Annotated in this window: 22 protein-coding genes and 1 tRNA gene; 8 read left to right on the top strand and 15 right to left on the bottom strand. The window is 58.0% G+C overall.

Annotated features, from left to right (window positions below; genetic code table 11):
• Together NF676_RS10360 and NF676_RS10355 are read left to right on the top strand one after the other, a co-directional pair.
• The gene (locus NF676_RS10360) at positions 1-303 is read left to right on the top strand and encodes a hypothetical protein (protein ID WP_056784441.1); all 303 of its coding nucleotides are present in this window, start codon (positions 1-3) and stop codon (positions 301-303) included.
• Between the two features lie 290 nt (positions 304-593).
• Positions 594-806 (top strand): cold-shock protein, encoded by a 213-nt coding sequence (locus NF676_RS10355; RefSeq protein WP_003179963.1) that lies wholly within the window; start codon positions 594-596, stop codon positions 804-806.
• A gap of 65 nt (positions 807-871) precedes the next feature.
• Here the strand turns inward: NF676_RS10355 and NF676_RS10350 are convergent, their stop codons facing one another.
• Entirely contained in the window at positions 872-1189 is a 318-nt protein-coding gene (locus NF676_RS10350; RefSeq protein WP_095179508.1) for an I78 family peptidase inhibitor, read from the bottom strand.
• 166 nt (positions 1190-1355) lie between these two features.
• Complete coding sequence (locus NF676_RS10345) at positions 1356-1658, bottom strand: hypothetical protein (protein WP_056784439.1); 303 nt, start codon at positions 1656-1658, stop codon at positions 1356-1358.
• A 129-nt stretch (positions 1659-1787) separates the two neighbouring features.
• Between NF676_RS10345 and NF676_RS10340 the strand changes: the two genes are divergently transcribed.
• Positions 1788-1988: a hypothetical protein gene (locus NF676_RS10340; RefSeq protein ID WP_016774045.1), complete on the top strand. Its 201-nt coding sequence runs from the start codon at positions 1788-1790 to the stop codon at positions 1986-1988.
• A 33-nt stretch (positions 1989-2021) separates the two neighbouring features.
• Here NF676_RS10340 and NF676_RS10335 read toward each other — a convergent pair whose 3' ends face one another.
• From NF676_RS10335 to NF676_RS10300, 8 genes are all read right to left on the bottom strand, one after another.
• Entirely contained in the window at positions 2022-3050 is a 1029-nt protein-coding gene (locus tag NF676_RS10335) for a nucleoside hydrolase (RefSeq protein WP_056784434.1), read from the bottom strand.
• A gap of 31 nt (positions 3051-3081) precedes the next feature.
• Positions 3082-3486 carry a D-ribose pyranase gene (gene rbsD / locus NF676_RS10330; RefSeq protein ID WP_041478553.1) on the bottom strand — a complete coding sequence of 135 codons (405 nt, stop codon included), beginning with the start codon at positions 3484-3486 and terminating at the stop codon, positions 3082-3084.
• The gene (gene rbsK, locus NF676_RS10325; protein WP_252887655.1) at positions 3483-4400 is read right to left on the bottom strand and encodes a ribokinase; all 918 of its coding nucleotides are present in this window, start codon (positions 4398-4400) and stop codon (positions 3483-3485) included. The genes rbsD and rbsK overlap by 4 nt, the downstream gene beginning before the upstream one ends.
• 24 nt (positions 4401-4424) lie before the next feature.
• Positions 4425-5444, bottom strand: a complete 1020-nt coding sequence (locus tag NF676_RS10320; protein WP_041478551.1) for a LacI family DNA-binding transcriptional regulator — start codon at positions 5442-5444, stop codon at positions 4425-4427.
• A gap of 3 nt (positions 5445-5447) precedes the next feature.
• A complete protein-coding gene (locus NF676_RS10315) occupies positions 5448-6425 on the bottom strand; it encodes an ABC transporter permease (protein ID WP_016774040.1) in 978 nt (325 codons plus the stop codon).
• Positions 6422-7975 carry a sugar ABC transporter ATP-binding protein gene (locus NF676_RS10310; RefSeq protein WP_041478550.1) on the bottom strand — a complete coding sequence of 518 codons (1554 nt, stop codon included), beginning with the start codon at positions 7973-7975 and terminating at the stop codon, positions 6422-6424. Before NF676_RS10310 ends, NF676_RS10315 begins: the two co-directional genes overlap by 4 nt.
• A gap of 55 nt (positions 7976-8030) precedes the next feature.
• The gene (locus tag NF676_RS10305; protein ID WP_024012403.1) at positions 8031-8987 is read right to left on the bottom strand and encodes a sugar ABC transporter substrate-binding protein; all 957 of its coding nucleotides are present in this window, start codon (positions 8985-8987) and stop codon (positions 8031-8033) included.
• Between the two features lie 198 nt (positions 8988-9185).
• Positions 9186-9635 carry a hypothetical protein gene (locus NF676_RS10300; protein WP_041478549.1) on the bottom strand — a complete coding sequence of 150 codons (450 nt, stop codon included), beginning with the start codon at positions 9633-9635 and terminating at the stop codon, positions 9186-9188.
• A 336-nt stretch (positions 9636-9971) separates the two neighbouring features.
• Between NF676_RS10300 and NF676_RS10295 the strand changes: the two genes are divergently transcribed.
• The 3 genes from NF676_RS10295 (at position 9972) to NF676_RS10285 (ending at position 12221) form a co-directional block, all read left to right on the top strand.
• On the top strand, positions 9972-11060 hold the full coding sequence (locus NF676_RS10295) for an asparaginase (RefSeq protein ID WP_095179504.1): 1089 nt from the start codon (positions 9972-9974) through the stop codon (positions 11058-11060).
• Positions 11061-11257: 197 nt separating this feature from the next.
• Entirely contained in the window at positions 11258-11527 is a 270-nt protein-coding gene (locus tag NF676_RS10290; protein WP_016774035.1) for a DUF1654 domain-containing protein, read from the top strand.
• Positions 11528-11531: 4 nt separating this feature from the next.
• Positions 11532-12221: an endonuclease gene (locus tag NF676_RS10285; RefSeq protein WP_041478547.1), complete on the top strand. Its 690-nt coding sequence runs from the start codon at positions 11532-11534 to the stop codon at positions 12219-12221.
• Positions 12222-12305: 84 nt separating this feature from the next.
• On the opposite strand, the gene NF676_RS10280 is transcribed toward NF676_RS10285, so the two are convergent.
• Positions 12306-12671 carry an SPOR domain-containing protein gene (locus tag NF676_RS10280; protein ID WP_056784413.1) on the bottom strand — a complete coding sequence of 122 codons (366 nt, stop codon included), beginning with the start codon at positions 12669-12671 and terminating at the stop codon, positions 12306-12308.
• 250 nt (positions 12672-12921) lie between these two features.
• Here NF676_RS10280 and csrA point away from each other — a divergent pair, with 250 nt between their 5' ends.
• Complete coding sequence (gene csrA / locus NF676_RS10275; RefSeq protein WP_003179932.1) at positions 12922-13116, top strand: carbon storage regulator CsrA; 195 nt, start codon at positions 12922-12924, stop codon at positions 13114-13116.
• A gap of 219 nt (positions 13117-13335) precedes the next feature.
• Here the strand turns inward: csrA and NF676_RS10270 are convergent, their stop codons facing one another.
• Both NF676_RS10270 and NF676_RS10265 read right to left on the bottom strand, forming a co-directional pair.
• Positions 13336-13791, bottom strand: a complete 456-nt coding sequence (locus NF676_RS10270; protein WP_252869133.1) for a DUF2214 family protein — start codon at positions 13789-13791, stop codon at positions 13336-13338.
• A 463-nt stretch (positions 13792-14254) separates the two neighbouring features.
• Positions 14255-14331: transfer RNA gene (locus NF676_RS10265), tRNA-Val, on the bottom strand.
• 183 nt (positions 14332-14514) lie between these two features.
• On the opposite strand from NF676_RS10265, the gene NF676_RS10260 reads away from it, so the two are divergent.
• Positions 14515-15798, top strand: coding sequence for an NAD(P)/FAD-dependent oxidoreductase (locus NF676_RS10260; protein ID WP_252887654.1), 1284 nt, complete (start codon positions 14515-14517; stop codon positions 15796-15798).
• Between the two features lie 130 nt (positions 15799-15928).
• Here NF676_RS10260 and NF676_RS10255 read toward each other — a convergent pair whose 3' ends face one another.
• Positions 15929-16900 (bottom strand): XdhC family protein, encoded by a 972-nt coding sequence (locus NF676_RS10255; protein WP_252887653.1) that lies wholly within the window; start codon positions 16898-16900, stop codon positions 15929-15931.
• 1 nt (position 16901) lies between these two features.
• Positions 16902-18137 (bottom strand): c-type cytochrome, encoded by a 1236-nt coding sequence (locus NF676_RS10250; RefSeq protein ID WP_252887652.1) that lies wholly within the window; start codon positions 18135-18137, stop codon positions 16902-16904.

The raw sequence follows: 18137 nt of genomic DNA, 5'->3' as shown, positions 1-18137 counted from the left end.
ATGCGTCTGAAAAGCTTATTCGCCCTCGTCGCCCCCGTCGTTCTGCTGCTGCCACTGAGCGCCCATGCCGACTGGCCAAAAGGCGAGCGCGAGAAGTACATGGCCCAGTGCACTGAGGCTGCAACCCAGCAAATCGGTGCTGCCGCGGCGAAATCCCACTGCGCTTGCGGAGCTGACGCCATCAAGTCCTATCCGGCCAGCGACATTCAGGCGCTGATGGACAACAAGGCGACGCCTGAATTGCAAAAGAAAGCCCTTGGCCAGATCACCAAATGCAAGGCAAATACCGCCCCGAAAAAATAAGAAAACCGGTCATTAACATCGGCTGAAAGGCGGAAAAAAGTGCTGGAAATGAGGCTTTTCAGACGATTTATGCAGGTTTTACAGGTTTTTTTATCGTCTTTACGTTTCGCTGAAAGCCTTTCAAACCGGGGCTTTCAGCGCAACAAGGTGGTAAAGAAAACACGACTGATTGGCAAACAGCACGTCCGGGGGGCTACCAAAGCGAACATTTCGACTATGATACCCGGGTGTGCCCAGTTGGCCTGAGCAGCACAGCACTACTGAAAATATATGTTTCTTGGAGATACACCATGTCTAATCGCCAAACCGGCACCGTTAAATGGTTCAACGATGAAAAAGGCTTCGGCTTCATCACTCCTCAAGGTGGCGGTGACGACCTGTTCGTACACTTCAAAGCTATCGAATCCGACGGTTTCAAAAGCCTGAAAGAAGGCCAGACCGTCTCTTTCGTGGCTGAGAAAGGCCAAAAGGGTATGCAAGCTGCACAGGTTCGCCCAGAGTAATTTCTCGGCGCACTAAAAAAACCCCGTCCTGGTGACGGGGTTTTTTATGCCTGAGACAAAAGGACTCAGCCGCAGTTGACGCGGGTGACTATCAGGTTGTTGTCGGTGTTCAGGTTCAGGCGATCGGAGCGGTATTCCAGGGTGATCATGTCGTTCGGCTTGAGGAAACGCGCATTTTGCGCTCCAGCCTTGGCACGCGCCTGATCCAGCAGCTCAGGGGATGCCTTCTTGCCGATGGCAAATTGCGCTGCCGATGCTTCGCAGCGGCTATTTCCTGATTCAGCCGCCACGGGCTCCTTTGCCGACTCGCTGGAGGTTGTGCTGCAACCAGCCAACAGAGCAGCGGCCATAAGTGCACCCAGTGTCGCGAACTTCAAAGGCATGAAGCCTCCTTGTTTTCAAATGTTTAAGCAGAGATCGTGCGACCGCCAATGCGGCGTTTGGTTTCAAGGCTCAAGCCATGCCCTGCCCCACGAGCGGAAAAATGCCGAGTGTGCCTGAGCCGCCCTGTCCGGCTCATCAAACATTCGTGACTGAATATTAACGACCTCAATAAACGTCGATGTAGTCGTAGGGCGGATTCGGCCAGTTGTCTTTGAGTGCGTTGAAAATCTGCATCACCCAGACTTCATCGCTGGCTGCGACGTTACCCACATAGCCCGACCCCTTCGCCCAGGTTTCCAGGCGAAACAGCAGACCCTCGATATCCTGCCCACCGGTCACCGTAGACAGATAGGCAATGCCATCTTTGGTCACGCGCAATTGGTTGTGCACGTCGTCACTGCCCGAGGCAAGCAATTGGCGCACTGCTTCGAGTGTGAGGCCGTCAGGGGTATTCAAATCAATCTGCACAGCGGGGTCCTTTGCAAGCCGGAAAAGACCAAGTGTCGCATAGCGCTCCGCTCATGCCTAAGTCGCAGTGCCAAATGCCGCACAAAATGGTTAACTCGAAAACAGACATCCTGACCTTTCGAGCCTCCCATGACCAGTGTAAGCATCGACGCCGCCATCAACGCCAAATGGGCCGAAGGACACAGCTCTTACAGCCCCGGCACGACGGAAGAATTGGCGCTGATCGGCATTGATTTACTGGTCAAGGAGTTGGGGATAGAAGCGGCGCAGCATTTTATCAATCAGGTATTCGAACGCTATCCGATCGGTCAGGCCGAACAGCCGCAGTGAAAACCCGCAGGCAACCGCCTGCGGGTTGACGACTTATTTCAGGCGTTTCAGGCGCTCGGTCAGCAGATCAAAGAATCCCTGGGCGTCGCCATTTTCGACCCAGAATGCATTCTTCGGCGCTTTCAAGCCGTCGTACCAGTCGACAATGGTCTGGCCGAATGTCGGTCCTTCACGGCTATCCACCACGACGTTGACGGCCCGACCGGTAAACAACTCAGGCTTGAGCAGATACGCCACAACCGTCGCGTCATGCACCGGGCCACCTGGAATGCCGTAGTGCTCCATGTCGCCCTTGATGTACTCGTTGAGAATGTCGCCGACGATCTTGCTCGCATTGTTGTTCAGCGCGGCGATCTGCTTCAGGCGTGCATCGCTGGTCAGGATCTTGTGGGTCACGTCCAGCGGCAGATAGGTGAGTTTCACCCCGCTCTTGAGCACCACCTCGGCAGCCTGCGGATCGGCGAACAAGTTGAATTCAGCCACAGGGGTGATGTTGCCACCGTTGAAATGCGCCCCGCCCATGATCACCACTTCCTTGATGCCCTGAACGATTTCCGGCTCCTGGATCAATGCCAGAGCCAGGTTGGTCTGCGGACCGAGCATGGCAATGGTGATGCTGTGCGGTTTGGCCGATTTAAGAGTGTCGATCAGGTAATTGACCGCATTGCCTTTCGCCAGGCCTTTCTTCGGTTCGTGAACCGTGACGCCTGACAAACCTTCCTTGCCATGAATGTTCTCGGCGTAGATCGGCGTGCGCATCAGCGGCTTCGGTGCGCCAGCGTAAACCGGCACGTCTTCGCGCCCTGCCCATTCGCGAGCGAGTCGCGCGTTACGCGAAGTCTTGTCCAGGCGCACGTTGCCGGCGACAGTCGTTAACGCGCGGATATTCAATTCATCCGGCGACGCCAGCGCGAAGAGCAAAGCGACAACGTCGTCAGCGCCTGGATCGGTGTCGATGATCAAATCGATTTTTTCAGCGGCCTGAACGCCGGTCGCAGTTATCACAGACAAAAGCAGCAGGCTCCGGACCAGTTGATGAAGTTTTGCAGCATAGCGTTGCATAGCGCATTCCTTGTGCAGGTGATATCGGAAATCAGAATGTAACCCCGGCGACCAGAACGATGTTGCAGTACGGCTGACATTCTCCTGTACGAATGATCGCCCTGGCTTGTCGGCTAAGCACCTTGAACTGCTCGTGGGTGAGCAGATCCCTACGGCCCAGCGCGCCCTCTTCGTTCAACGCGTCCAGATCGGCCAGCGCCGTGGGTTGTTTGTCGAAGATCTCTTTGGCCAGCACATGGCTCTCTACCTGCATCTCGCTGAGTACAACTTTCAGCGTGCTGACGAAATCAGGGATGCCATGGGTCAGTGCCAGATCAATCAACTCGACACCCGGTGGCACGGGCAAACCGGCATCGCCAATCACGACCATGTCACCGTGGCCAAGAGAAGCGATCAGTCGCGACAGCGCGACGTTAAGCAGAGGAGTCTTTTTCATGCGGGTTTGAACGCCTGTACTTCGGACATGGTTGGAATCGACGGTTGCGCACCGGCGCGGGTAACCGACAGTGCAGCGGCGATCTGCCCGTAGCGAATCGCCTCGGCCTCAGTCTTGCCATCGGCCAGCGCTGCGGCAAAACCGCCGACGAAAGTGTCGCCCGCCGCCGTGGTATCGACCGCCTTCACGGTCGGCGCGGGGAAATGTTCGAAACCGTTGCCGTTGGCGAACAATGAGCCTTGCGCGCCTAACGTGACGATGACTTTGCCCGCGCCCATGGCAATCAACTGAGTGGCAGCCGTTTCTGCCGACTGCAGCGAGTCGACAGCGAGCCCGCTCAATGCGGCGGCTTCGCTTTCGTTGGGAATCAGATAGTCGATGGCGGCAAACCAGTCTGCCGGCAAAGGACGGCTGGCCGGCGCCGGGTTGAGGATGACGGTTTTGCCCAGTTCACGCGCACGCTTGAGCGCATGCCCGACCGTCGCGTCGGGAATCTCGAGCTGACAGATCACTACATCGGCGGCCTGTAAAACCGCATCAAAGCGGTCGATCACTGCCGGCGTCATCGCGCCGTTGGCACCGGCGACAATCACGATGGCGTTCTGGCTGTTGTCGTCCACCACAATCAGCGCTACGCCACTGGAATCCTCTACGACACTGACAGCCTCGCAGTCGATGTGCTCGGCGAGCAAGGCATCGCGCAATCGCACACCGTAGTCGTCATTTCCGACGCAACCGATCATTGCCACCTTAGCGCCCAAGCGCGCAGCAGCAACCGCCTGATTGGCGCCCTTGCCGCCAGACACCGTGACAAAGGAATGACCAATCAGCGTTTCACCGCCGCGTGGCAGCCGTGGCGCCCGGGTGACCAGGTCCATGTTCAGGCTGCCTATTACCACTACATTTGCTGGCATACATCACTACTCATCAATTCGGTTTCAGCGATATTCGGTGAACACGCCGGACAGCGGCGCGGTCGATTCGCGCAGGACAATGCTCGGGGTCACGATGCGTTGATCGGTGCCCGAATCCGGCGCAGCAATTCTGCGCAACAGCACTTCGGCGGCCATCTCGCCCAGTTGCAGGATCGACTGGCCGACCGTGGTCAGCGCCGGATAGACATAACGGCTCATCTGAATGTCATCGAAGCCGATCACCGACAGCTCGGCCGGTACCCGGACATTACGTTCAGCCGCCGCACGCAGCACACCGATGCCAATCATGTCGTTACCGGCAAAAATTGCGCTCGGCGGATTGCTCTCGAGCAGCCGGGCTGCGGCGTTGTAACCGCCGGTGCTGGTGAAGTCGCTTTCGAGCATACGCTCCTCGCGCACCTCGATTCCCGCTTCTCGCAGCGCTCGGCAATAACCGGCCTGACGCATTTGCGCCACGCTGGTACTGGCCGGACCGCCGATGGTGGCGATGTCGCGATGCCCCAACTCGAGCAGGTGACGGGTTGCCAGATAAGCGCCGTATTCGTGGTCGATGCGCACCAGATCGGCATTTACACCTTCCAGGCCCCGGTCAACGATAACCATCGGCGTCTTCACGCCTGCCAGCCCTTGCGCCAGACCAGTGTCACCGCCGGCGGAGGCGACGATCAAACCGTCGATGCGTTTTTCCAGCAACACACGCAGATAACTGCGCTGCTTGTCCGGATTGTCGTCGGAGTTACAGAGGATCACGCAGTAACCGTTGCGCTCGCAGTAATCCTCGATTCCGCGCGCCAATTCAGCGAAGTACGGGTTGAGGCTGTTAGGCACCAGCAGGCCGATGGTCGCGGTGGTCTTGGCTTTCAGCGAGCGCGCCACGGCACTGGGAACGTAGTCGAGGCTCTTGATCGCCGCCTCGACTTTGCGCCGCACTTCTTGACTCACCGGGCGGGTGTTGTTCACCACGTGCGACACGGTCGTGTAGGAAATACCCGCAAGCGCCGCTACATCCTTGATCGTTGCCATGGTTCAGCCCCGGCGACTGGCGCGTTGACTGCGATAGGTGTCGAGCACCACGGCGATAACAATTACCGCACCGGTGATGATGCGCTTGGTCGGCTCCGTCGCACCAATCTGCGCGAGACCGGCCGCGAGCACGGAAATGATCAGCACGCCAAAGAAAGTACTGATCACCGAACCGCGCCCACCCATCAGGCTGGTACCACCGATAACCACCGCCGCGATCACTTGCAGTTCCAGGCCCGAACCTGCGTTCGGGTCAGCCGCCTCCAGACGCGAAATCTGAAACAGAGCGGCAATGCCCGCCAGCAGGCCCATAAGGCTGAACACCAGAATCTTGTAGGGCTTGGGATTGATCCCGGCCAGCCGCACGGCTTCTTCGTTGGTGCCGATGCCGATCAGGTAGCGGCCGAAAACAGTGCGGGTCAAAACTGCCTGCGCGATGAAGATCACCAGCAACGCGATGATGAACGAGGGTGAAATACCGAACGCGATCGGATTCGACAGCCAGGCGAACGCATCGCCGATGTACGCAGTCCGCGACCCGGTCATCTGATACGCCACACCGCGGGCCATTTCCAGCACGCCGAGGGAGACGATGAACGACGGAATCCGCCAGGCCACGGTGATCGAGCCAGTGATGGTCCCGGCTAGCGCCGCCACCGCCATGCCGAGCAGCGCCGCTGGCAAAACGCTCCAGCCCCAGCCGAGAATCGCAACGCTGACCGTCGATGCGGCCAACGCCAGCACCGAGCCGACGGACAAATCGATGCCGCCGATGATCAGCACAAAGGTCATGCCCACGGCCAGCACCATCAGGTCGGGAATCTGGTTGGCCAGGGTACTGAAAGTGTTGTACGAAAGGAAATGGCTGCTCAGAACCGAGAACAGCGCAATCATCGCCAGCAAGGCACCGGCCAGGCCCAGATATGTGCCCAGGCCGAAGAAATTGCCACTACGTTTACTGGCAGAAGATGCAGTTTTCATGGGAGATCCCTAGGCGCTGCCTCATTGAGCAACGCATCACGTTTTTGGTAGCCGGCGAATGCGGCGGCAAGCAAATCATCCTGGGTCCAGCTGTCGCGCTCGAAGGTGTCGATCAGACGCCCCGCCGAAAGCACGCCGATCCGGTCGCAGATCAGCATCAACTCGCGCAAGTCACTGGACACCACCACCAACGCCTTGCCCTGACGGGTCAACTCGCCGAGCAAACCGTAAATGTCGAACTTGGCACCGACATCGATTCCGCGAGTGGGCTCGTCGAACAGCAGCACCGAACAGTCGCGCTCCAGCCAGCGACCGATCACGACCTTCTGCTGATTGCCGCCGGACAGCTCCGAAACCAACTGCGTCGGGCTCGAACTACGGATACGCATGGCCTCGATCTGACGCTGCGCCAGGGAAATTTCGTCGCCGTTGTTGACGAAACCGCCACTGGAGATTTCCGGCATGTTGCCCAGAGCGATGTTGGCGCTGATCGACTGACTGAGCAGCAGCCCTTCGCCCTTGCGATCCTCGGTGATCAACGCGATGCCATTGCGTACGGCATCGACTGGCGAGCGAACACTCACGACCTTGGCCGGGGAGCCGAGCGCGATGGTGCCGCTGTCGGCAGCATCGGCACCGAATATCAGCCGCAGCAATTCCGTGCGCCCAGCTCCGATCAATCCGGAAATGCCGAAGATCTCCCCGGCACGCACCTCAAAAGAGACGTCGCGGACTTTGTCAGAGCGGGTCAGGCCTTTTACCGTCAACGCCGGAGCGCCGATCTTGCGCGGCCCCATGTCGATGTGTTCACCCAGTTCGCGACCGACCATCAAGGTGACCAGTTGCTCGCTGTTGTAGTTGGCCATCGGCTCGACGCAGACCAGGTTGCCGTCACGCAGCACGGCAATACGCTGCGCCACCCGCGCCAGTTCTTCGAGACGGTGAGAGATATAGATGATGGAAACGCCGCGGGCCTGCAATCGGCTGATCTGCTCGAAGAGCATTTCGACTTCGCGCGCCGTGAGCATCGCGGTCGGCTCGTCAAGGATCAGCACATGGCAGTCGCCGATCAGGTTGCGCGCGATTTCAACCATCTGCTGATGGCCGATACCGAGTTCGCCGACCAGCGTGTCCGGATCGATCGCATCGAGGCCGACTTGCGCCATGGCTTCGATCGCGGCCTTGCGCAACTGCTTGCGGCTGATCCAGCCAGCGCTGCTCGGCAGATTATCCAGAAAGAGGTTTTCCGCCACCGACAGCGTCGGCAACAGATTGAGTTCTTGCATGACCATCCGCACGCCAAGCTCTTCGGCCTGGGTACGGCTGCCCGGACGATAATCCTTGCCGTGGAATTGCATCTGGCCGGTAGTGGGTGTGACCAGACCACCAATGATCTTCGACAGGGTACTTTTGCCGGCACCATTTTCGCCGGTCAGCGCCAGTACTTCACCGCGCATCAGCGTCAGATCGATGCCGGTGAGCACCGGTTGCGCATAGGTCTTGCCGATACCGCTGACCGAGAGGACAGCGTTCGGGGCGGAAACTGACATAGAAATCTCCATGCGCTCGCCCGGACGGACGAGCGCCGTTGTGTCGCCAGATGACTTACTGGGTGACCAGCTCGACCGGTGTTTCGATCACGCCGTTGGCACCGCTGTCGACTTTCTCGCCCTTGATGATCTTCAGCGCGGTTTCGATGCCGAACACGGCCTGCTTGGCTGCAAACTGGTCAGCCGTCGCCAGCACGCGGCCGTCCTTGAGCATTGGCTTGATGGCATTGATATTGTCGTAACCGACGACTTTCACCTGCCCTGCCTTGCCAGCGGCACGGACTGCGGAAACGGCACCGACCGCCATGCTGTCGTTACCGGCCAGCAGCGCTTTGACATCCGGGTATTCACTGAGGATCGAAGCGGCAACCTTGTTGCCCTTGTCGATTTCCCAGTCACCGGACTGCAGCGAGACCACTTTGATCTGCGCGGCTTCCATCGCGTCCTTGAAACCGGCCGTGCGCGCCTGTGCGTTGGTGGTGGTGGACACGCCTTCGATGATGCCGACCTCGTCGCCCGCCTTCAGTTGCTTGGCCAGGTATTCGCCAACCAGACGTGCACCTTTGCGGTTGTCCGGGCCTACGAAAGGCACGTTGATGTTTTTGCTTTTGACTACGGCGGGATCGAGCTGGTTATCGATGTTGATGACGGTGATACCGGCGTCTACGGCCTTCTTGATCACCGGTACCATGGCCTTGGAGTCAGAAGGCGCGATCACCAGTGCATTCACCTTGGCCAGGATCATCTGTTCGACGATGCGAGTCTGGCCGGCGGTGTCGGTTTCGTCTTTGATACCGTTGGAGATCAGATCGAAATCGGCGGAGTGTTCTTTCTGGTAGGCCTTGGCGCCGTCTTCCATGGTCAGGAAGAATTCGTTGGCCAAAGATTTCATGACCAGCGCGACTTTGGGCTTTTCTGCAGATTCGGCGAACGCCGAGGAGACAGGTAGTGCGGCGGCTGTGGCAGCCAGCATAGCGACAGCAAGAAGACGTGCGGCGAATGGCAGCTTCATGGGTTCACTCCGATCTTATGATTATTGTGAGCAACGTTTGCGCTGACGTAAGCTACGTCACGGCTCCGAGAGCAGATGCCCTTCCAAGTCGCGCAAACGTTTGCGTAGACCGAACTATGAGAATCCCGCCGACATTTGTCAACAATCAGAAATCGTCTTTTGTTGTAGGCCGAATCGCTGAGTCGGCCATCTGACGCTTCAGGCGGTCGTGTTGACCAGGCCACCGCTGGTAGCGCTTTTCGACATCTCCTTGACCAACGCACCCGCCACTTCTGCCAGTGCGGCGCTGGTTTGCGCGATCTGGCCCTGAATCGACATCACTGCCTGGGACTTCGCTTCGGGAGTCGGATAGCTTGCAGCCTGAGCCGCAGCCAGTTGCTGTTGCTGCTCCTGAAGTTGCTTCTGCAATTCCTTCATCCGCTTGAGCAACGTCTTGACGGTGATGCTGAGATTGCTGTCAGCCTCGGTTTCACTGTTTTCCTGCACAGGCCCGCCACCGGTTCTGACCTGATTCTTCTCAGTCTTTTCGGTACCCAGCGCCTGCGCCGAAGTCTCATTGGTCGCATCGTTCAGGCTGTTGATCGTCGCTGCAGTTTTACCGCCAATGGTGACTGCAGCGGGATTGGCAAAACCGACCGTCAGTGACATGTGAACTCCTAAGATTTGGTTTCCTTGAGGACGCATCGGCCTGAGAGCACATTTCTTTAGCGAGGATTTGTCACCCGCCTGGCTTTTCAGAGATTGCTTATCGGCGAGCCGAACGCGAATCCGCCTATCGTTCGGAATCCCGGATGGATGGATCCTCAACGATGCTCCAGCCCTCGACAAATATTGATTTAAATCATTGGGTTAAACATTTTCCGCCAGCACATTACGCATGGTATGAATCCTGCTCCCGTCCTTGCACCTCGAGCATTCAGATCGGCTTGGGGCGCATCTAGATGAACCTGCATCAGCACCGTCTCACGACTAGAGAGAAAAATAATGAAATCTGCTTTCAATACTTTGATTCCGGGCGCATTGGCCCTCCTCCTGCTCCTGCCTGCTGCCCTTCAGGCAAAAGAAGCCGAAACCCAGACGAAACTGGCCAACGTCGTCGTCCTCGCCACAGGCGGCACCATCGCTGGCGCCGGCGCCAGTGCTGCCAACAGCGCCACTTATCAGGCAGCGAAAGTCGGTATCGAACAACTGATTGCCGGCATTCCCGAGTTGAGCAAACTGGCTAACGTGCGTGGCGAACAAGTCATGCAGATCGCTTCGGAAAGCATCACCAACGACAACCTGCTGCAATTGGGTCGTCGCGTTTCCGAACTGGCTGACAGCAAGGACGTGGACGGCATCGTTATCACCCACGGCACCGACACCCTCGAAGAAACCGCTTACTTCCTGAACCTTGTCGAGAAGACCGACAAGCCGATCATCGTCGTAGGTTCGATGCGTCCGGGCACTGCCATGTCGGCAGACGGCATGCTTAACCTGTACAACGCCGTCGCCGTGGCGAGCAGCAAAGAAGCACGCGGCAAAGGTGTGCTGGTGACCATGAACGACGAGATCCAGTCCGGTCGCGACGTCAGCAAAATGATCAACATCAAGACCGAAGCATTCAAAAGCGCCTGGGGTCCGCTGGGCATGGTGGTCGAAGGCAAATCCTACTGGTTCCGCCTGCCGGCCAAGCGTCACACCATGGATTCGGAATTCGACATCAAGGACATCAAGAGCCTGCCTGACGTAGAAATTGCCTACTCCTACGGCAACGTCAGCGATACCGCCTACAAGGCACTGGCTCAAGCCGGCGCCAAAGCCATCATCCACGCCGGCACTGGCAACGGTTCGGTATCCTCTCGCGTGGTTCCATCCCTGCAAGCCCTGCGCAAGGATGGCGTGCAGATCATTCGCTCGTCCCACGTCAACGCCGGCGGCTTTGTCCTGCGTAACGCCGAACAGCCCGACGACAAATACGACTGGGTTGTCGCTCACGACCTGAACCCTCAGAAAGCCCGCATCCTGGCGATGGTTGCACTGACCAAGACCAACGACAGCAAAGAGCTGCAACGGATGTTCTGGGAATACTGATTGAACATCGCCTGATCACTTCTCGATCGGGCAATTGCGCATCACCTGTCAGCTTGACAGGTGGTGCCCCGCTTACACCCTTCCAATACTTTTCCCACAAAAATCTCGACAAGTCCTACACCAAAATCGGAAACCCGCTGTCAGAGGATTTTCTTGAATTTTAAGCAGTTGCGAAATCGCTTACAGTTAAATACTGTATGCACGTACAGCTTAATAAGGATAACCTCGTGGCCACCTCTCCTGCTGCTCCTGACGCTTATGAACGCATGGGTATGCGCGTTCAGAAAATCATCAACTCCCCCACCGCACAAAAAGCCAAAGCCGCACTGATTTTCCGTCTGCCGGATGAGCCGATGGACGACTGGGAGCGCTTGCTCGAGGAAATCGACGAGAACGACAACGTCACCCTCGCCTATCGCGATGACGGTGGCGTGCAGATTTTTTGGGTTGTGCCGAAGGAAGATTGATTCAATGAGTGTCCGCTGTGTTGCTTTGCTGTTGTTGTTTTTCGCCGTGGGCGCCCAGGCTGGCGCCCCACGTACATTTTCCGAAGCCAAGAAAGCCGCATGGAAACTTTATGCGCCGCAGTCCACGGAGTTTTACTGCGGCTGCAAGTACACCGGCAACCGCGTCGATCTCAAGGCTTGCGGCTATGTGCCGCGCAAGAACGCCAAGCGTGCATCGAGGATCGAGTGGGAGCACATCGTGCCAGCGTGGCAGATCGGGCATCAGCGGCAGTGCTGGCAGCAAGGCGGACGCAAGAATTGCACGCGTTACGATCCGGTTTATCAAAAGGCCGAAGCTGACCTGCACAACCTGGTACCGAGCATCGGTGAGGTCAACGGTGATCGCAGCAACTTCAGCTACGGCTGGTTGCCGGTGCAGTCCGGTCAGTATGGATCCTGCCTGACCCAGGTCGACTTCAAAGCGAAGAAAGTCATGCCCCGCCCTTCGATTCGCGGCATGATCGCCCGCACGTATTTTTATATGAGCAAACAATACGGACTGCGCCTGTCGAAGCAGGATCGGCAGTTGTACGAGGCGTGGGACAAGACCTATCCAGTGCAGGACTGGGAACGTCAGCGCAACCAGAGCGTGGCGTGCGTGATGGGGCGTGGCAACGAGTTTGTCGGCTCGGTAAATCTGAAAGCCTGCGGCTGATCGCAGCACAAATAAAAAGGCCTCGAGCGTTATGCTCGAGGCCTTTTTCATGTCTGGCGTTCAATCTGTTTGAAGGCGCTACGCTTATGGCGTGAGCGGATGCTCAATCACCACCGATTCGATATTTTGTTTCTTGGCTTTAACCAGCGCTGCATCGACCTGCACCTTTCGCGCCTCGGCGTCAGCCTGGGAATTGAACGGACCGATCAGAATTCGTGTTTTACCGCTGCCGTCCTTGACGACCGTCGGAACGAAAGCGTGCTCGATCAACCAGCCGCTCAGGTCACTGACGGCCTGAGGGGTCTCGCCACGCACTTCCAGATCCCACTGTGGCGCGGCGGCCGCCGGCGCTGCCGCGACCTTTGTCTCAGGCTTGGGCGCATCTACACTCTTGCCTTCACCGCAGCCTGCCAATGCCAGTGCCGCTACCAGCCAAACCAATTTGCGCACAACGCTTTCCTCGGAATTCACAAAGCGGCGATCTTATCATTCATAAATACTTCGCGAGCCCCGCAAAATGGGCACAAAACAACGAGAATGATGATTGCAGCCTCTGTATAGTTACGCCCTGGGAATTAATGCCGCATCTGCGCGTCAGAAAGAGGCACCCAAACCGTGAGACTTCGCACTAATCTATAGATACCACCGACCTCTGCACTGTCTGAATCAGGTGCCCTACAAAGCAATCAAGGAGAAGACCATGCTGATACTCACCCGCAAAGTCGGTGAAAGCATAAACATTGGTGATGACATCACGATCACCATCCTCGGAGTCAGCGGCCAACAGGTTCGCATCGGCATCAACGCTCCGAAAAACGTGGCAGTGCACCGTGAAGAAATTTACCAACGCATTCAGGCCGGCCTGACCGCTCCGGACAAGCCGCAAACGCCCTGAGCCACTTTGCATTACGTAGCCAGTCCCTTTGCCCCCGCGCAAGACTGGCTAAAGATTCACGCGCCGTTTAGCCATCCGCATTTCACCCCGCTGGGCACGGCGCCTGAAGCATGCTGACTCCTTTCACTTGCCCCTCCCTCCTTTCTTACGCCGATATTACCTTTCACTCCTGGAGCTGGCTGTCGGACGTTTCCGATAGAGCACGGCGAATTTCGCCTTCTAAGCGAATATCACGCCACGCGCCATGCCTGTCGCCGCGACCATCATCAGGATCAGCAGCAGCGCTTCAACATGACTGATTCGCGCGTACAACTTCGCACGCCCGGCTTCAGGCGCTACCCCGCGCGACGATGCGATGCGCCATTTGATCAGCGTGATCATCGGTGCAAGCTCCATCAGTAGTATCAGCAAGAACAGCGTCATCTTCAGATGAAACAGCGGCTGATGCAGGTAATAGTCGGAGGCTTTCTCGTAACCACCAAATGCGCGCATCGCTCCGGTAATAAGCAGCGTCAAAGCTGAAAGCCCCCAGAGGTTATCCGCGAGCAGCACGCGCTTGAGCTCTCCCGTGCCCGCCGAGAGCTGGCTGAACGCTGTGCCGCGCGTCAGTACCGCCCAGAAAGCCAAGGCAAACGCGAATAGATGAACAGCCGCAAGGATCCACTGACTCAGCATCGACGCACCCCCTTACAAAGAGTTGAAAATCGGCCAGTCAGTAGTAGACGAAAAAGCGGGGCCTCGCTTGGAGCTGACGGCGAGACAGATGCCAAACGCCAAAACGCAGGCAAAAAAAATCCCAAGCAGCTGATGGAAGCTTGGGATTTAAAAATGCATAAACCGTGGTGGTGAACGCGGAACGGATGTTACTTAAATTCCCAATATGCAACAAGGCTTTTTCGATAACCGGTTGGAGAAAAATAGCTGTAAGCCTTTGGATATTCAGGTGTTTTCAACAACAAAATGGTAGAAAACGCACCAAAATGGCGCTTGATCACTTTGCCCAAATAGTAATGAATGGAGAGCTGATCAGAGCGAAGCGGAAATGACCGGGAACAAGCGTTGCGCAAATCGCAGACAACAAAAAAGGGCTCACCTTTCGGTGAGCCCTTCCAGACCGCCCAGCAGAGCGGATTTTGTTTGGTAGGCGCGATTGGACTCGAACCAACGACCCCCACCATGTCAAGGTGGTGCTCTAACCAACTGAGCTACGTGCCTGCTGTGAGGCGGCATTCTACGGAATTCCGGAGGGGTGTCAACACCTTTTTTTCACCTAACCCTATGAATATGCAAAATATTTAATTTCGCCTCAGCGACGAAGATTTTTCGGTAGCTGGCGGAGGTTTTTCAACTCGGGTAGGATCGACGCACTCGTAAAATATATTAAACAGAGGCGGCAGGATGGCGAACAACCAATACCCAGAGTCTTATTACGCTGCGTCGGCCAATGCCGTACCACCACGCCCTGTGCTGCAGGATGATGTGGAGACGGACGTCTGTGTGATCGGCGCCGGGTATACCGGGCTGTCGTCCGCCCTGTTCCTGTTGGAGAACGGTTTTCGCGTAACCGTGCTGGAAGCGGCGAAAGTCGGTTTTGGCGCCTCTGGCCGAAACGGTGGGCAGATCGTCAACAGCTATAGCCGCGACATTGATGTCATCGAACGCACGGTCGGCCCCAAGCAGGCGCAACTGCTCGGCGAAATGGCCTTTGAAGGCGGCCGGATCATTCGCGAGCGCGTGGCCAGATACAACATCCAGTGCGACCTGAAAGACGGTGGTGTATTCGCCGCCCTTTCCGCCAAACAAATGGGCCACCTTGAATCGCAGAAACGGTTGTGGGAACGCTTTGGTCACACTCAGCTGGAACTGATGGACCAACGCCGCATCCGTGAAGTGGTGGGTTGCGATCAATACGTCGGTGGCATGCTCGATATGAGCGGCGGCCACATCCATCCGCTGAATCTGGCGCTCGGTGAAGCGGCGGCAGTCGAGTCTCTCGGCGGCACCATCTATGAGCAATCACCTGCCGTGCGCATCGAGCGCGGGGCCAATCCGGTTGTGCATACACCGCAAGGCAAGGTCAGGGCCAGGTTCATCATCGTCGCCGGCAACGCCTATCTTGGTAATCTGGTGCCCGAGCTGGCGGCCAAATCGATGCCGTGCGGCACTCAGGTGATCACCACCGAGCCCTTGGGTGATGAGCTGGCGAAAGCATTGCTGCCGCAGGATTACTGCGTGGAGGATTGCAACTATCTACTCGACTACTATCGCCTGACCGCCGACAAACGCCTGATCTTCGGCGGCGGTGTAGTCTATGGCGCTCGCGATCCGGCGAACATCGAAGCGATCATCCGCCCGAAGATACTCAAGGCTTTCCCGCAACTCAAGGACGTGAAGATCGACTACGCCTGGACCGGCAACTTCCTGCTGACCCTTTCGCGCTTACCGCAGGTCGGGCGCCTGGGCGACAACATCTATTACTCGCAGGGCTGCAGCGGCCACGGCGTCACCTACACGCACCTGGCTGGCAAAGTCCTCGCCGAAGCGTTGCGCGGTCAGGCCGAGCGTTTCGATGCCTTTGCCGACCTGCCCCACTACCCCTTCCCCGGCGGGCAACTGCTACGCACACCGTTTGCCGCGCTGGGCGCCTGGTATTACGGGCTGCGCGATAAGTACGGCCTATAAACACCATTGTGGCGAGGGGATTTATCCCCGCTGGGGGTGCGAAGCGCCCCCTCTTGAGCAGGAGGGGACTGCTGCGCAGTCCAACCGGGGATAAATCCCCTCGCCACAGTAAATTCAGCAAGGCTTAGGATCAGAGCTGATCCCGAGCGATCCCGCTGCGAATCCGCAGGATATCCGCCAGCACCGCCAGCGCAATTTCCGCCGGTGTCTTGCTGCCGAGGTTGAGGCCGATCGGCGCATGAATCCGCGCCAGCTCCGCCTCGCTCAAACCACCAATGCGACGCAAGCGCTCAAAGCGTTTTTGCGATGTCTGCAGCGACCCCATCACACCGATGTAAAACGCCTCGGTGCGCACCGCCTCCATCATCGCCAGATCATCGATACGCGGATCGTGGGTCAACGCCACTACCGCCGTATCGCGATGACAACCACCGTCGGCAATAAACATCGAAGGCAACTGTCGACGGATTTCCACGCCATTGAGCAACACACCTTCCAGCACCTCCTCGCGCGGATCGCAGAGAATCACTTCGAAGCCAAGCCCTACCGCGAATTCGGCACAGGCCTGCGCCACACTGGAGTAGCCGGCGAGCAACAAGCGCTGTGCTGCACCGATACGGATGCGCACCCGATCAATCTCACGCTCGATCCGTGCACCCTGCTCGCGGTCAGCGAAAAGAGTGCGCGCACCGCTGGCCAGATCGACTTCGCGAAGCAGACGACGCTGACCCAGCAGCGCTGATTCCAGTTCACGCAGATGCGCCTGCACCTCGCAGCCGGCGTCAAGTTTCTCCACCAACACATCGAGAATGCCACCGCAAGGCAGACTGACCCGCGAGCGCGGATCATCGCCTTCGCCGTAACGCACGACGCTGACTGCTTCGAGAAACGCACCTTCGGCAACGCGCTCAAGAAAATCCTCCTCAACGCAACCGCCCGACAGCGAACCGATCCACTGCCCGCTTTCGTTCACCGCGAGCAGCGAACCCGGCGCGCGCGGAGCCGAGCCGTAAGTGGTCAGCACCGTGCACAGCCAGATTCGCTGCCCGGCCACCGACCATTCCAGCGCCCGACGCACCACTTGCAGATCGAGATGCTGCATATCAGTGGGCCTTGTGCTCGACGCTCGGCGCGTCGGCTTGCAGCTTCTGCACTTCGCTCACCGCCAGTTCAGCCCTCTGGCCGCCCCAACCCTGACGCAGGTAGTTGAGCAGATCAGTCAATTGCTCAGGACTGAACTTTTCAGCAAACCCCGGCATCGGCTGCATGCGCTCGAACCCGGAGAACTTCTGTTCGCCGATGCCGTCCTCGATCACTCGCAACAGGTTGCGCGGATCTTCCAGACGCAACGTGGTGTTGCCGCGCATGGCCACTGCGATGTGCGGTTTGCCTTCACCGCCAGCCGCGTGACAACCGGCGCAGACGTTCAGATATTCCTGACGGCCGCGCTGAGCACTCGCGCTGAGCTTGTCCAGCGGTACTTCGACGAGCTCTTTGGCTGGTGGCGGTTGCTCGCCAAGCAGGAACGTCGCCATTGCCGCCAGATCAGCATCGCTCAGACCTTGAGTGCTGTTGTGAAACACCGGGAACATTTCGTTGAACATCGTTCCTTGCGCGCTCATGCCATGCTTCAGAAACGTGCTCAGATCCTGCTGATTCCAGCCGCGCGCGGCCAGGTCGGTGGCCAGCAGGCTCGGCGCGAGATAACCATTGAGAATGCCGCCGGTCATGCGCTTGTCCATTTGCATCGCGCCCGGCAGGCCACGTGGCGTGTGGCATTCACCGCAGTGGCCGAGCACATCGACCATATACTGGCCGCGCTTCCACGCCGCACTTTTGCCTTCGGCCGGCTCCAGCTTGACGTCTTTACCGTAGAGCATGTTCCAGCCGGTCAGGCCCAGACGCACGTTGAACGGAAAGCTCAGGCTGGTTACCGGCGCGGCGCGTTCGATCGGCTCGATGGTTTTCAGATACGCGTGAATCGCATCGGAATCGGCGCGCGGCATCAGGTGATACGAAGTGTACGGCATCGCCGGATACAGATTCGCACCGTCGCGCCGTTTGCCTTCGGTCAGCGCAGCGAAGAACTCGTCATCGTTGTACAGACCGATGCCGTGCTCTTTGCTCGGGGTGATGTTGGTGCCGTAGATCGTGCCGAACGGCGACACGATCGGCAGGCCGCCGGCATAGGGCGCGCCACCCGGTGCGGTGTGGCAGGCCATGCAGTCAGCGGCGCGGGCGAGGTATTCGCCGCGCTTTACCTGTTCATCGGCGTGGACCGCCAAAAACGGCGCAGCCAGTCCGACCGCAAAAGTCAGGCGGGTCAGTAAACGCTTCAT

The sequence above is a fragment of the Pseudomonas siliginis genome (assembly GCF_024072275.1).
GTDB lineage: Bacteria > Pseudomonadota > Gammaproteobacteria > Pseudomonadales > Pseudomonadaceae > Aquipseudomonas > Aquipseudomonas siliginis.
Note: the sequence above shows the minus strand (reverse complement) of the source record. Positions and strands in the feature narration are given on the sequence as shown.

Excerpts from the sequence above, each read along its gene's own strand:
- NF676_RS10355 (WP_003179963.1), top strand. The coding sequence starts at position 594 with ATGTCTAATCGCCAAACCGGCACCGTTAAATGGTTCAACGATGAAAAA.
- NF676_RS10300 (WP_041478549.1), bottom strand. The coding sequence starts at position 9,635 with ATGTCACTGACGGTCGGTTTTGCCAATCCCGCTGCAGTCACCATTGGC.
- rbsD (WP_041478553.1), bottom strand. The coding sequence starts at position 3,486 with ATGAAAAAGACTCCTCTGCTTAACGTCGCGCTGTCGCGACTGATCGCT.
- NF676_RS10295 (WP_095179504.1), top strand. The coding sequence starts at position 9,972 with ATGAAATCTGCTTTCAATACTTTGATTCCGGGCGCATTGGCCCTCCTC.
- NF676_RS10340 (WP_016774045.1), top strand. The coding sequence starts at position 1,788 with ATGACCAGTGTAAGCATCGACGCCGCCATCAACGCCAAATGGGCCGAA.
- NF676_RS10315 (WP_016774040.1), bottom strand. The coding sequence starts at position 6,425 with ATGAAAACTGCATCTTCTGCCAGTAAACGTAGTGGCAATTTCTTCGGC.
- NF676_RS10310 (WP_041478550.1), bottom strand. The coding sequence starts at position 7,975 with ATGTCAGTTTCCGCCCCGAACGCTGTCCTCTCGGTCAGCGGTATCGGC.
- NF676_RS10270 (WP_252869133.1), bottom strand. The coding sequence starts at position 13,791 with ATGCTGAGTCAGTGGATCCTTGCGGCTGTTCATCTATTCGCGTTTGCC.
- NF676_RS10360 (WP_056784441.1), top strand. The coding sequence starts at position 1 with ATGCGTCTGAAAAGCTTATTCGCCCTCGTCGCCCCCGTCGTTCTGCTG.
- rbsK (WP_252887655.1), bottom strand. The coding sequence starts at position 4,400 with ATGCCAGCAAATGTAGTGGTAATAGGCAGCCTGAACATGGACCTGGTC.
- NF676_RS10335 (WP_056784434.1), bottom strand. The coding sequence starts at position 3,050 with ATGCAACGCTATGCTGCAAAACTTCATCAACTGGTCCGGAGCCTGCTG.
- NF676_RS10350 (WP_095179508.1), bottom strand. The coding sequence starts at position 1,189 with ATGCCTTTGAAGTTCGCGACACTGGGTGCACTTATGGCCGCTGCTCTG.
- NF676_RS10250 (WP_252887652.1), bottom strand. The coding sequence starts at position 18,137 with ATGAAGCGTTTACTGACCCGCCTGACTTTTGCGGTCGGACTGGCTGCG.
- NF676_RS10260 (WP_252887654.1), top strand. The coding sequence starts at position 14,515 with ATGGCGAACAACCAATACCCAGAGTCTTATTACGCTGCGTCGGCCAAT.
- NF676_RS10285 (WP_041478547.1), top strand. The coding sequence starts at position 11,532 with ATGAGTGTCCGCTGTGTTGCTTTGCTGTTGTTGTTTTTCGCCGTGGGC.
- NF676_RS10255 (WP_252887653.1), bottom strand. The coding sequence starts at position 16,900 with ATGCAGCATCTCGATCTGCAAGTGGTGCGTCGGGCGCTGGAATGGTCG.
- csrA (WP_003179932.1), top strand. The coding sequence starts at position 12,922 with ATGCTGATACTCACCCGCAAAGTCGGTGAAAGCATAAACATTGGTGAT.
- NF676_RS10290 (WP_016774035.1), top strand. The coding sequence starts at position 11,258 with ATGCACGTACAGCTTAATAAGGATAACCTCGTGGCCACCTCTCCTGCT.
- NF676_RS10305 (WP_024012403.1), bottom strand. The coding sequence starts at position 8,987 with ATGAAGCTGCCATTCGCCGCACGTCTTCTTGCTGTCGCTATGCTGGCT.
- NF676_RS10320 (WP_041478551.1), bottom strand. The coding sequence starts at position 5,444 with ATGGCAACGATCAAGGATGTAGCGGCGCTTGCGGGTATTTCCTACACG.